The organism is Flexivirga sp. (assembly GCF_051955415.1).
Lineage (GTDB): Bacteria > Actinomycetota > Actinomycetes > Actinomycetales > Dermatophilaceae > Flexivirga.
The window spans coordinates 1-12497 of the sequence record NZ_JBQCGS010000048.1 but is presented as its reverse complement, the minus strand read 5'-3'; the positions used below and the strand labels follow the sequence as shown (position 1 = coordinate 12497).

Annotated in this window: 10 protein-coding genes; 6 read left to right on the top strand and 4 right to left on the bottom strand. The window is 69.9% G+C overall.

Going from position 1 to position 12497, the window contains the following annotated elements:
* Window positions 1–51: 51 nt before the first annotated feature.
* Window positions 52–762 (bottom strand): ferritin-like fold-containing protein, encoded by a 711-nt coding sequence (locus tag ACTHL4_RS07995; RefSeq protein WP_440282221.1) that lies wholly within the window; start codon window positions 760–762, stop codon window positions 52–54.
* 293 nt (window positions 763–1055) lie between these two features.
* Here ACTHL4_RS07995 and ACTHL4_RS07990 point away from each other — a divergent pair, with 293 nt between their 5' ends.
* Window positions 1056–2564, top strand: coding sequence for a DEAD/DEAH box helicase (locus ACTHL4_RS07990; protein ID WP_440282220.1), 1509 nt, complete (start codon window positions 1056–1058; stop codon window positions 2562–2564).
* A 9-nt stretch (window positions 2565–2573) separates the two neighbouring features.
* The gene (locus tag ACTHL4_RS07985) at window positions 2574–3569 is read left to right on the top strand and encodes a LuxR C-terminal-related transcriptional regulator (RefSeq protein ID WP_440282219.1); all 996 of its coding nucleotides are present in this window, start codon (window positions 2574–2576) and stop codon (window positions 3567–3569) included.
* A gap of 241 nt (window positions 3570–3810) precedes the next feature.
* On the opposite strand, the gene ACTHL4_RS07980 is transcribed toward ACTHL4_RS07985, so the two are convergent.
* Complete coding sequence (locus ACTHL4_RS07980; RefSeq protein WP_440282218.1) at window positions 3811–4659, bottom strand: PHP domain-containing protein; 849 nt, start codon at window positions 4657–4659, stop codon at window positions 3811–3813.
* A 90-nt stretch (window positions 4660–4749) separates the two neighbouring features.
* Between ACTHL4_RS07980 and ACTHL4_RS07975 the strand changes: the two genes are divergently transcribed.
* On the top strand, window positions 4750–5283 hold the full coding sequence (locus ACTHL4_RS07975; protein WP_440282217.1) for a hypothetical protein: 534 nt from the start codon (window positions 4750–4752) through the stop codon (window positions 5281–5283).
* A gap of 32 nt (window positions 5284–5315) precedes the next feature.
* Here ACTHL4_RS07975 and ACTHL4_RS07970 read toward each other — a convergent pair whose 3' ends face one another.
* Together ACTHL4_RS07970 and ACTHL4_RS07965 are read right to left on the bottom strand one after the other, a co-directional pair.
* Window positions 5316–6167, bottom strand: a complete 852-nt coding sequence (locus ACTHL4_RS07970) for an ABC transporter ATP-binding protein (RefSeq protein ID WP_440282216.1) — start codon at window positions 6165–6167, stop codon at window positions 5316–5318.
* The gene (locus ACTHL4_RS07965; protein ID WP_440282215.1) at window positions 6160–7068 is read right to left on the bottom strand and encodes an ABC transporter permease; all 909 of its coding nucleotides are present in this window, start codon (window positions 7066–7068) and stop codon (window positions 6160–6162) included. The genes ACTHL4_RS07970 and ACTHL4_RS07965 overlap by 8 nt, the downstream gene beginning before the upstream one ends.
* Window positions 7069–7402: 334 nt before the next feature.
* On the opposite strand from ACTHL4_RS07965, the gene ACTHL4_RS07960 reads away from it, so the two are divergent.
* The 3 genes from ACTHL4_RS07960 to ACTHL4_RS07950 all read left to right on the top strand — a co-directional run bounded on the left by ACTHL4_RS07960 (window position 7403) and on the right by ACTHL4_RS07950 (window position 12401).
* Window positions 7403–10141 carry a UPF0182 family protein gene (locus ACTHL4_RS07960; RefSeq protein WP_440282214.1) on the top strand — a complete coding sequence of 913 codons (2739 nt, stop codon included), beginning with the start codon at window positions 7403–7405 and terminating at the stop codon, window positions 10139–10141.
* A 44-nt stretch (window positions 10142–10185) separates the two neighbouring features.
* Window positions 10186–10821, top strand: a complete 636-nt coding sequence (locus tag ACTHL4_RS07955; RefSeq protein ID WP_440282213.1) for a hypothetical protein — start codon at window positions 10186–10188, stop codon at window positions 10819–10821.
* Window positions 10822–10883: 62 nt separating this feature from the next.
* Complete coding sequence (locus ACTHL4_RS07950) at window positions 10884–12401, top strand: aminopeptidase P family protein (RefSeq protein WP_440282212.1); 1518 nt, start codon at window positions 10884–10886, stop codon at window positions 12399–12401.
* Window positions 12402–12497: the final 96 nt, after the last annotated feature.

Below are 12497 nucleotides of genomic sequence, written 5' to 3'. Positions count from 1 at the left end.
AAGAGTGCCCCGCGGCCGTCCGGTCGCGGGGCACTTGTTCGTATGGCGCGCTCACGCGGACAGGCCGAGCGCCTCCATGCGTGCGGTGTGGGCGTCGGTCAGCCGGGTGAACATGTGCATCCAGCCGCCCAGATCGAGCCCGTAGCCGGACCCGTCGTCGACCAGCAGGCCCATCAGGTCGTCATTCTCCGCGGCGACCCGCTGCGCCTGCGACAACGCCTCCCCGATCAGCCGCCGGCCCCACAGCGCCAGGCGACCGGCGACGGTCGCGTCGGCCGCGATGGCCCGGCGCAGTTCCCCGGCGGCGAACTCCACCTGGCCGCTGTCCTCCAGCGCCTCCCGGATCAGGGTCCGGGTCTCCTCGTCGACCAGATCGGCGACCTCGCGGTAGAAGTCGTTCGCGATCGAGTTGCCGGCGTAGACCTTCATCAGCGCCTCCAGCCAGTCGGTGGGGGCCGCGCGCCGGTGCCAGTCGTCCACCGCCCGGGTGAACGGCGCCATCGCCTGGTGCGGGTCGGCACCGAGCTCCGCCAGCCGGGCCGCCAGCCGTTCGTAGTGCGAGAACTCCTGAGTCGCCACCTTGCCCAGCGTGACCTTGTCGCGGGACGAGGGTGCGTAACCCGCCTCCTGCGCGATGGTGAGGAAGCCGACCAGTTCGCCGTACGACAGGACGCCGAGCAGGGCGACGACACCGCGCCGGTAGGCCGGCAGGGACAGATCCGCCTGGGTGCGCCGTGGCCGATCCGATGTCTCCTGAGTCATGGCGCCGATGGTAGCGGTCGTGGTATGACGCCCCGACAAGGTACAATCGCCGTGGACGGGCCGCAGCAGCGTGCCCGTCCTGTCACGCGCACGAACATGAGCACAACCGGTACACCCAGGTGCCCGGTCGGTCACGAAGACACATCCGCGGGGTCGCCCCGCATCCGAAGAATTCCGATCGGCTCCGCCACACCGCGCGATGCGATGCTCGCGCCGAAGCGACCCGTCCGACGACTGGTCGCCCCGGCGCTGGACGCGACGCACGCCGATCACAGGAAGATTCATCACGCGTCATGACCGACGACACCACCACTGACCACACGACTGCCGCCACCACAGACACCGCCCCCGCTCCGTCGTTCGCCGACTTCGGCGTACACCCCGACATCGTGGCCGCGCTCTCCGAGGCCGGCATCACCACGCCCTTCCCGATCCAGGCGATGACCCTGCCGGTCGCGATCTCCGGGCACGACATCATCGGCCAGGCCAAGACCGGCACCGGCAAGACGCTCGGTTTCGCCGTCCCGATGCTGCAGCAGACCGTCGCCCCGCAGGACGAGGCTTTCGATCGGTTGCCGGCGCCCGGCAAGCCGCAGGCACTGGCCGTCGCGCCGACCCGTGAGCTGGCCGTGCAGGTGGCCGGTGACCTGCAGACCGCCGCGAAGCGGCGCGGCATACGCGTGGCCACCATCTACGGCGGCCGCGCCTTCGAGCCGCAGATCGAGCAGCTGACCAAGGGCGTCGAGATCGTCGTCGGCACACCGGGCCGGCTGATCGACCTGGCCGGGCAGGGGCACCTCGACCTGAGCTACGTGCGCAGCGTGGTGCTCGACGAGGCCGACGAGATGCTCGACCTGGGCTTCCTGCCGGACGTCGAGAAGCTGCTGGCGATGACGCCGGCCTCCCGGCAGACGATGCTCTTCTCGGCGACCATGCCCGGTGCCGTCGTCTCGCTGGCCCGCCGCTACATGACCCAGCCCACGCACATCCGGGCGATGAGCGAGGACGGCGACGACCGCCAGACCGTGGCGGCCACCGAGCAGTTCGTCTACCGGGCGCACGCCCTGGACAAGGTGGAGATGCTCGCCCGCATCCTGCAGTCCGAGGGACGCGGCCTGACCGTCGTCTTCACCCGCACCAAGCGCACCGCGGCCAAGGTCAGCGACGAGCTGACCCAGCGCGGGTTCGCCGCCGCCGCCCTGCACGGCGACCTCGGCCAGGGCGCCCGCGAGCAGGCGCTGCGCGCGTTCCGGACCGGCAAGGTCGACACGCTGGTCGCCACCGACGTCGCGGCACGCGGCATCGACGTCGAGAACGTCACGCACGTGGTCAATTACCAGTGCCCCGAGGACGAGAAGACCTACGTCCACCGCATCGGTCGCACCGGCCGGGCCGGCAACACCGGCACCGCCGTCACCTTCGTCGACTGGGACGACCTGGGCCGCTGGGGACTGATCAACAAGGCGCTCGACCTGGGCATCCCGGAGCCGCCGGAGACCTACTCCTCCTCCGACCACCTGTTCACCGACCTGGACATCCCGACCTCGGCCACCGGTGAGTTGCCGCGGGCGCAGCGCACCCGGGCCGGGCTGCGTGCCGAGCGGGTCGAGGACCGGGGCGAGACGGGCAAGCGCACCGGCGGCCGTGACGGTGCTCGCGAGGGTGGCCGCGGCGGCCGCGCCCACAAGGCCGCCGGGCACGCCTCCGACGGCGAGGGCAGCCGACGCTCCGGCACGCCGCGCCGCCGGCGCCGCACCCATCGCGGCGGTTCCGCGGGTCGGGCTTCCGCCGAGCAGGGCTGAGCCCGGGCCGTGGCGAGCCCGCGGTTCAGTCCGCCCTACGTCGAACGGCTGCGGTCCGCCGACCGCTGGCTGCGCAGTTCCGAACGCGACGCGCACGCGGCACGCTACGCCGTGTGCCGGACCACGATCTCCGCGCTGACCCGGGTGGACAGTTTCTACATCGGGTTCTTCCGGGGCGAGGACACCGTGTTCATCCCCTACATCTACGACCACGACCAGTTCCTGCGCCCGAGCATCGGGCGCTACGGCAAGCACGGTGTCTCCTATTGGGTGCGCAGCAGCAGGCGGCCCTACGTCTACCGGGAGGACGGCGGGCGACTGCTCACCAACGCCATACCGTTCGGCGACACCGACGAGGTGTCCCTGGACGCGATGGCGGTGCCGCTGATTGATGCGGTCACTGGTGAGGTCACCGGGCTGATGAGCGCGCAGAGCCTGCAACCGCACGTGTATGACGACGAGGCCGTCCGTGCCCTGGAGTGGCTCGGCCGGGCGTTGATGCACTCCTTCGCCCGGGACACCGCGGCGCAGGACGAACTCGAGCTCTACACGATCTATCCGGAGCTGGACACCACCGGCGTGCGGGACCAGACCGACCTGATCGACGAGGTCAGCGCCCGGGTCAACCGGCTGCACCGCCGGATCCGCGACCTCGCCGAGCTGGCGGCCTCGGCCGGCGGTGAGGTGGCCGAGGCCGCGCAACAACTGCAGCAGCTGTCCGAGACGACACAGGTCGAGATCGGCGACCTCTTCGGCGCGCTCGCCGACAAGGAGGCGGACGACGACCTGGCCGACCCCGCAGCCGAGCTGACCGCCCGGGAGCGGGAGATCGCCGAGCTGATCGCCCGCGACGGCGTGAGCAACGCCGACCTCGCCCGGCAACTGCACATCTCCGAGAAGACGGTCAAGACGCACGTCGGCAACGTGCTGCGCAAACTCGGGGTGGCCCAGCGCGCCGGCATCGAGCTGGTGCTGAGCCCGGCGCTGCGCCGGTCGAGCCACTGACCTGGCGCGGGGTCCCACCCGGTCCTAGTCCTTGGGCCTAGGCCGTTCCCGGGGAAAGTTCAGCCCCAGTCGCATAGCGAGCGCTGGCGGGATCGGACATCCTTGGACAAGGTCGTTCGCGCACTGGGGGGAGCGAACGCCGGTCCAGGGGAGAGATCGCCGGCACATACGGGGATGTGCCGGCGATCTTTTATGTCCGGGCTCGGGGCCGGCCGGTGCCGGTGGTCGCAGGACCCACGCGTCAGGGGCGGATCGGTCCACTCCCCGAGGTCGCCTGCGCACTGAGTTGTTCCAGCACCTCCGGTGAGGTGGTGTTCTCGCCGAGCTGGTTGTCCTTGCCCGTGCCGTGGTAGTCACTGGACCCGGTGACCAGCAGCCCGAGCCGCTGGGCCAGTTGCAGGCCCTTGCCGATCGCCTCGTCGGTGTGATCCCGGTGATGGATCTCCAGGCCGGCCAGGCCGGCCTCCGCCATACCCTCGATGACGTCGACGTCGACGGTCCTCCCACGCGCCGCCGCCAACGGGTGCGCCATCACCGGCACTCCCCCGGCCGCGCGCACCAGCCGGGTCGCGAACGCCGGGTCCGGTGCGTAGTGCGAGACGTGGTACTTCGACCCGGACGCCAGGTAGGACGCGAACGCCTCGTCCCGGGAGGCCACGACGCCGGCAGCCACCAGGGCGTCGGCGATGTGCGGCCGGCCGATGGTCGTCTCCGCCCCGAACTGCTCCTGCACCTGGTGCCAGGTCAGCCCGGTGTCCGGTGCCAAACGTTCGACCATCCGCTGCGCCCGGGTGCGGCGGGAGGAGCGGGCACGTTCGAGCTCGCCCAGCAGGGCCGCATCCAGCGGGTCGATGAAGTAGCCGAGCAGGTGGATGCTGATGCCGTCGTACGCGCAGGAGATCTCGATGCCGGGCACCAGCGTGACGCCCGTCTCGGCGACCGCTCGCGCGGCCTGTCCCCAGCCGCGGGTCGTGTCGTGATCGGTCAGCGCGACGACGTCGAGCCCGGCCCGTGCGGCGGATCGCATGACCTCCACGGGGGTCTCGGTGCCGTCGCTCTGGGTGGAATGGGTATGCAGGTCGATGCGCACGGGCCGACTGTAACCGGCCGGGCCGACCGCCGCGCACCGCGTATCCGCGAGTGCGCCACACGACCGTCCTGCGGCTGACAAGCTGGACCCATGTCCGCACCCCGCCCGCCCCGGTTGGCCGCGTTGCGCCCGAAACCGGTCGTCACCGCCATCCGGCTGATGTATGCCGGGGTGCTGCTGGCGCTGATCGGTGTGCTCGTCAATGCGTTGTCCCGCGACGCCATCACCCGCGCACTGGAGCACACCAACAACTCCCGATCGCCCGGGAACCGACTGTCCGCGGCCGATCTGCGTCAGGCGGCCGATCTGACCTACGACGGCTTCCTCACCATGTCGATCGTGGCGACGGTCGTCTGGCTGGTGATGGCGGTCGCCAACAGCCGCGGCCTGGGCTGGGCGCGCATCGTGGCCACCGTGCTGGTCGTGATGAACCTGCTGCTCACCATCGGTATGGCGACCCGCGGCACCACCGCCGCGACGATCGCGGAGGTGCCGACCCTGCTGGTGGGGGCCGCCGCCGTCTGGCTGCTGTGGCAGCAACCGAGCAACCGGTTCTTCGAACAGTGCGCCGCGTTGCGGACGACGCCGCGTGGGCGGCAGCCGATGCCGGACGGCTCGGCGTGACCGGCCGCTCCTGACGGCCCGTAGGGGTACGCCTAACCGGTCGCCCGGACCTCGGCGGCCTGCCGCTTGGCGGATTCCTCGGCGGCGCGGCGCTGATCCTCGCGCCGGCGCGCCGCCTTCTTGGGGTCGTGCTTGTCCTCGTAGGCGTCGAGCACCTCGTCGGTGGCGCCGTCCATGACGATCTCACCCTTCTCCAGCCAGATCGCCCGGTTGCAGGTCTCCCGGACGACGCCCAGGCTGTGACTGACCAGGAAGACCGTGCCGGCCTGCTCACGCAGCTCCTTGATCCGCTGCTCGCTGCGGCGGCGGAACTCCGCGTCGCCGGTGGCGAGCGCCTCGTCGATCATCAGGATGTCGTGCGACTTGCTCGCCGCGATCGCGAAGCGCAGTCGGGCGCCCATCCCGCTGGAATAGGCGTTCATCGGCAACGAGATGAACTCACCGATCCCCGCGAACTCGCAGATGTCGTCGAAGCTGTCCGCCACTTCCTCGGGCGTCATACCCATGGCGAGGCCGCCCAGGGTGATGTTGCGCTCGCCGCTCATCGTGGCGATCAGGGCGGCGTTCACGCCGAGCAGGGCCGGGTCGCCCTTGGTGTAGACCGCGCCCGCCGACGGCGTGAGCAGCCCGGCGATGCCACGCAACAGGGTCGACTTGCCGGACCCGTTGGGTCCGATGAGTCCGATGGCGTCACCTTCCCAGGCGGTGAAGGAAACCCCGCGTACCGCGTGCACCTCACGCAGGCCGGGAGTGGACTGACGCATCACGGCCCGCGCCAGCGCGACGGCACCGCCACGCTTGGCGTACCGCCCGGAGATCTTGTAGGTCAGGTGGACGTCGTCGGCGATCACCGTCGGGGTCCGTTCCTGGGTCACGTCAGTCACGGCCGTACTGCTCCTCGGCCTTCCAGAAGAACACGTACCCACCGACGAGCGCCAGCACGGTCCAGCAGATCGCGATCAGCCATTCATTCAGGGTCACACTCGGTTCCGAAGCGAGCAGCGATCCCCGATAGAGGTACATGAACTCGGCAGCCGGGTTGATGTTGAGAAGATTGCCCACCCAGGGAGCGAACTTCGAAGAAACCTGGTCGATGCTGAACATGACACCGGAAACGTACAACCAGACCCGCAGGATGAACGGCAGCATCTGCGACACGTCCGGCACCTTCGCGCCGATGCGCGCGAAGATGAAGGCCAGCCCGACACAGAAGCCCGACTGCAGCGCCAGCGCCGGGATCACCCCCAGCCACTGCAGCCGGATCGGCTCACCGGTCAGCAGCACGATCGGGACGAGAACGATGAGCGACATGAGCATCTGCTCGAGAGAGACCACCGTGGCCGAGACCGGGAACACCGCGCGCGGGAAACGCAGGGTCCGTACCAGCGAGATGTTGGACTGCAGCGACCGGGCGCCGAGGTTCATGGTGCCCTGGATGAACTGGAAGACGAAGACACCGATCACCAGATAGCCGATGTAGTTCGTCACGCCGCGCCGGGTGCCGATCAGCAGCCCGAAGACGAGGAAGTAGACCGCCGCGTTCAGCAGCGGCGTCAGCACCTGCCACGCCTGTCCGAGCATGCTCTTGGAATAACCGGACGCGTTGGTCGCCCGGGAGAACTCCACGATGAAGTGCCGCCGCAACCACAACTCACGGGTGTAGTCCGCCAGCGGCGCGCGGGCGCCGGCCCGCTTGAGGCCGAACCGCTCGACCAGCGCCTGCACCTCCTTGCTGGAGGGCTGGACGCGTCGAGGGCTGGTGGATGCCTGCGCCGACTGTGTCACGACGTGCAAGGATACGGCATTCAGCGCCTCGCCCCGCCCGCCCGGCGACGCACGTGACGAGGGCCATACGGCCGTCCCGGCCGCCGCGGCCCCCTGCTCATGGGCGCCGCAGCTTCCTGAATGCAACCTTCGAATTACCTGAAGATGGCACTCGATTTCGGTCCCTACGATGTGCGCGTTCTGAGGGCCCGCGCAGAAGGGGCACGCGTCCTCGCATCCAGTGGACCGGGTCGTTCTGCGTCAGCCAGGCGCCCGCGAAGGAGGCTTCCATGCGACGTCGAGGGCACTGTGCTGCCGAGGGTCACAGCGGAGTCCGGCGGTGAGCCTCTTGCGTATGCCGTCTGCCCGACTGCACGAGACGCAGCGACGCGGCGCCCGTGCCGGGTTCGTCCGCCGGTGGCTCGTCCGCCTGGCGATCGCGGTCGGCGCGCTGGCCGTGGCCTACGCGCTCTTCCAGGTGGCGGTGCGCATCGCGACGACCTACCTGTGGTTCGACTCGCTGCACGCCGGCTCGGTCTACACCCAGGAGATCTGGGCCAAGGTCGGCCTGTTCGTCGTCTTCGGAGCGATCGCCGGCGCCCTCGGCGGCGTGACCCTGGTGGCCGCGCGACGGGCCCGGCCCCGGTTGGACATCGACGACGAGGACGACGTGTTCCGGTCGGCGTTCCGGCGCTTCGAACCGCGCGTGGCCTGGTTGCTCGTGCTGGCGGCGGTGGCAGCGCCGGCCATCCGGATCGGGCAGCGCGCCGCCGGGCAGTGGCAGACCTACCTCTTGTGGAGCCACGCCGCGCCCTGGCACCGCACCGATCCCCTCTTCCACAAGGACATCTCGTTCTTCGTGGAGGTCTACCCCTTCCACCTCGCGATCGTCTCGCTGTTGTCCAGTGCCGTGCAGTACGGGCTGCTGATCGCGGTCGTCGCCGGCTACTGGTACGGCGGCTGGCGGATCCGTGGCGGCCGGCAGAAGGTCACCCGGCCGTTCGTCATCCTGCTCTCCTTCCTCCTCGCCGGCTATGTGCTGCTCAAGGCGGTCGGCTTCTGGCTGGCGCGGTATGCCGCCACGACCTCCGGTCAGGGTCCGGTCACCGGCGCGGGTTACACCGCCGTCCACGCACTGGTGCCGAGCAAGTATGTGATGGTCGTGATCGCGGTGCTGTGCGCCGCCGCCCTGGTGACCAACGGTTTCGTGGTCGGCCGGGTGCGCATGCTGACGGCTGCCCTGGTCACCCTGGTGGTGGCCGCCCTGGTGGTCGGGGTCGGCTGGCCGAAGCTGGTCTACCGGCTGCGGGAGGCACCCAGCGCCGCCCAGGTCGACCTGCCGGAGATCGCGCACAACCAGAAGGCGACGCTGACCGCCTTCGGTCTGGACCACGACGTCACGACCGTGCCCTACAACTCCTCGACGGCAGCCAAGGGTGCCGCGAAGGGCGCAGCGCTGGTGAAGCTGGCCCGGACGACCGCGCAGATCCCGGTGCTGGACCCCAACCAGCTCTCCCCGACGTTCACCGTCAAGCAGCAGCTCGAGCCCTACTACCAGTTCAAGTCGACCCTCGATGTCGGCCACTACAACCTGCCGGGCGCATCCGGGCAGGACGTCGCGCTGGCGACCCGTGAGCTGAACCTGTCCGGCATACCGAGCAACAGCTGGGTCAACAGCCACCTGGTCTACACGCACGGCTACGGCATCGTGGCCGCTCCCTCGGACCGGATGGACGCGGCCACCGAGAGCCCCGACTTCCTGGACGGTGGTATGCCGCCGGCGCAGCAGATCCCGGTGACCCGGCCGCAGGTCTACTTCGGGCAGGGTTTCCCGGCCGGGTCCTATGCGATCGTGGGCCGGCCGGCGGGCAGCCACCAGAACCTCGAGTTCGACCACCCGGGCGCGAAGGGTTCCGCCGATTCGGCGCACACGACCTACGCAGCGCACGGCGGCATCCCGATCGGGTCGACGCTGCGCCGGTTCCTGTTCGCGGTGCAACTGAGGAGCCCCAGCATCCTGTTCAGCTCGGAGGTCAACAGCGCCTCCCAGCTGCTGGAGGTGCGCAACCCGCGCACGCGGGTCGCCCAGGTCGCGCCGTGGCTCACCCTCGACGGCGACGTCTACCCCGCGGTGGTCGACGGCAGGATCGACTGGATCGTCGACGGATACACCACCTCCAACCGCTATCCCGACTCCCAGCTGGTCAACCTGCACAGCGCGACGAACACCACACTCACCCAGGACGGCGCGTCGGTGTCCCAGCCGAGCAAGGGAGTCAACTACCTGCACAACTCGGTGAAGGCGGTCGTCGATGCCTACACGGGCAAGGTGACGCTGTACGCGTGGAACCAGAAGCAGCAGCCGGACCCGCTGTTGAAGGCGTGGGAGTCGGTGTTCCCCGGCCTGGTCCAGCCGCAGTCGAGCATCTCGCCGTCGTTGCTGGCGCAGCTGCGCTACCCGACCGACCTGTTCAACGTCCAGCGCACCCTGTTGGCGAAGTACCACGTCACCGGCGCATCGAACTTCTACAGCGGCAACGACTTCTGGACCGTGCCGAACGACCCCACGGTCGCGGCCGCGAAGACGATCAATGCCAAGGGCAGCAGCGCCGGCTCGGCCGCGACGCCGAACCAGCCGTCGCAGTACATCTCGCTGTCCGCGGACGGTTTCGGCGCGCAGCGCTACGCGCTGTCCAGCCCGATGGTGACCTACAACGGTCGCGATCTGGCCGCCTTCGTGTCGGTCGACGCACAGCCGGGACCGGACTACGGCAAGTTCACCGTGCTGGACTTCCCCTCCGAAGGGGCAGGCGAATCGCCGTCGCAGGTGCAGAACGACATCGAGTCCGACACCACCATCACCGAGGCGCTCACGTTGCAGCGCGGTGGTCAGTCCAAGGTGGTGCTGGGCTCCCTCGAGGCGATCCCCGTCGGTGGCCGACTGCTGTATGTCGAGCCGGTCTACACCCAGTCCACCGGTAGCCAGTCGTTCCCGATCCTGCGGCACGTGATCGCGTTGTACGGCAACGGCGCCCCGTCGTTCGACAACGACCTGGCGGGTGCGGTGCAGGCGGCCGTCACCTCGGGCGGCTGATCACCCGGACCGACGACTCACACGACGATCTAGGATCGGGCGGCATGACTGTCTCGTTACCGGCCCGCCTGTCGACACGTTGGTCAACGGCCGGTGCGGCAGCCGTGCTGCTCGCCGGCCTGACCGCCTGCTCGAGCTCCGGCGGCGCCACGACACCCACACCCAGCAGCAAGGTGTCGGTCCCCACGACCGTGACGGCCGCGCCCACACCGACCCCGAGCACCTCGGCTGCTCAGGGCAGCACCACCAGCGGTGACGGATCGTTCTCCCTGGTCGCTCCGACGGGCTGGAAGAAGCTGGACATCAAGCAGGCGACCCTGGCGATCCGGGCACCGTCGCCGCAGGACCGGGTCACGACGAACTTCAACGTGGTGGTCGAGAACCCGCAACCGACGCCTGCACTGGACGACGTGGTGACCCAGGCCGAGATCGCCTGGCGTCAGCAGGGCGTTCACATCAAGGACGAACCGGACCGCAAGATCGGCGGGCTGCCCGCCCGGGGCTACACCTTCGACCGCAAGGCCCAGGGCGTGGACTTCACCCAGACGCAGTACTTCGTCGTCTTCCGCAGCCACGTCTACTCGATGACGATGACCAGTGCGTCCTCCCCCGATGCGGCGGCGCAGGCGGCCCAGGCGCTGGACGGGATCTACTCCACCTGGGCCTGGAAGCAGCACTGAGCCGGCGCACCAGTCCGCACCGCACCCGCTCCCGATCCCCGTCGTCCCGCTCACGTGCGACGATGGCAGGTGTGAGTGAGAAGCAGCAGAAGTCCCAGTCCCGCAGTCAGCCGACACCGGAGTCCTTCCGGGCGTTCATCAGTTCCGGCTGGGCGCCGCGCGGCGATGCCACACCGGCCCGTGCCGCCGTCGCGGATTTCGCGGCGAAACGCCGCGAGCAGGTCTCCGAGGCGTTCCCCGGCGAGCGTCTCGTCATACCGGCGGGCGGGCTGAAGGTCCGCAGCAACGACACCGATTACATCTTCCGTCCGCACTCCGCCTTCGCGCACCTGACCGGGCTGGGCGCCGACCGTGAGCCCGACGCCGTGCTCGTGCTGGAACCACGCGAGGGCGGCGGCCACGACGCGGTGCTCTACTTCCGCCCGCTGGCCGGCCGGGACACCGAGGAGTTCTTCGCCGACGCACGCTACGGCGAATTCTGGGTCGGGCGCCGCCCGACGATCGAGGACGTCGAGGCCGAGCTCGGCGTCATCGCCCGCCACATCGACGAATTCGGCGACGCGGTGGCCAAGGACGCCGGCGAGGTCGGCGTGCGCGTCATTCGTGACGCGGACGCCGACGTCACCGCGACCGTCGACAAGGCACGCACCACCGAGGCCGAGACCGAGTCCGCCGCCGAGCAGCGCGTGGAGGCCGACTCCGAGCTGGCCCGGGTGCTGTCCACCCTGCGCGCCGTCAAGGACGAGTGGGAGATCGAGCAGATGCGTCTGGCGGTCGACGCCACCGCCGAGGGCTTCGAGGCGGTCATCGCCGAGCTCGCCGAGGCAGTTCGCCGCGGTCGCGGTGAGCGGTGGGTGGAGGGCGTCTTCGGCCTGCACGCGCGGCACCGTGGCAACGGTGTGGGCTACGAGTCCATTTGCGCCGCAGGCGATCACGCCAACACGCTGCACTGGATCAAGAACACCGGTGACGTGCACGAGGAGGACCTCGTGCTGCTGGACGCCGGCGTCGAGGTCGACTCCCTCTACACCGCGGACATCACCCGCACCCTGCCGGTCGACGGCACCTACAGCGACGCGCAGCGCAAGGTCTACGAGGCCGTGTATGCCGCCCAGCAGGCCGGCATCGCCGCGGTGCGGCCGGGTGTGAAGTTCTCCGACATCCACGCGGCGGCCATCCGGGTGATCGCCGAGCACCTGCACGAGTGGGGTCTGCTGCCCGACGGTGTCGACGTCGAGGGGACCCTCGACAAGGAGAACGGCCAGTTCCACCGTCGCTGGATGGTGCACGGCACCAGCCACCACCTCGGCCTGGACGTGCACGACTGCGCGCTGGCGCTGCGCGAGGACTACATGGACGCCGAGCTGCAGCCCGGCATGATCCTCACCGTCGAGCCGGGGCTCTACTTCAAGGCCGACGACGAGCTCGTCCCGCAGGAGCTGCGCGGTATCGGGGTGCGCATCGAGGACGACGTGCTGGTCACCGAGGACGGCCACGAGGTGCTGTCGGCCGACATCCCCAGCAGGCTCGAGGACGTCGAGGCGTGGATCGCGCGGGTGCGCAGCGGCTCTACCGTCTGAGCGACTCGCGGATCCGCGAACGGCGGGTGGCGGGGCGCCCCGGGGGTGCCGGCCCCACCCCGTTGGGGCCCCCCATGGGCCGGGCCCCTGGGCGGG

What these genes read in the sequence shown, in the direction of transcription:
- ACTHL4_RS07950 (WP_440282212.1), top strand. Translation starts at nt 10,884, where the DNA reads ATGGCAGGTGTGAGTGAGAAGCAGCAGAAGTCCCAGTCCCGCAGTCAG.
- ACTHL4_RS07955 (WP_440282213.1), top strand. Translation starts at nt 10,186, where the DNA reads ATGACTGTCTCGTTACCGGCCCGCCTGTCGACACGTTGGTCAACGGCC.
- ACTHL4_RS07990 (WP_440282220.1), top strand. Translation starts at nt 1,056, where the DNA reads ATGACCGACGACACCACCACTGACCACACGACTGCCGCCACCACAGAC.
- ACTHL4_RS07975 (WP_440282217.1), top strand. Translation starts at nt 4,750, where the DNA reads ATGTCCGCACCCCGCCCGCCCCGGTTGGCCGCGTTGCGCCCGAAACCG.
- ACTHL4_RS07960 (WP_440282214.1), top strand. Translation starts at nt 7,403, where the DNA reads ATGCCGTCTGCCCGACTGCACGAGACGCAGCGACGCGGCGCCCGTGCC.
- ACTHL4_RS07995 (WP_440282221.1), bottom strand. Translation starts at nt 762, where the DNA reads ATGACTCAGGAGACATCGGATCGGCCACGGCGCACCCAGGCGGATCTG.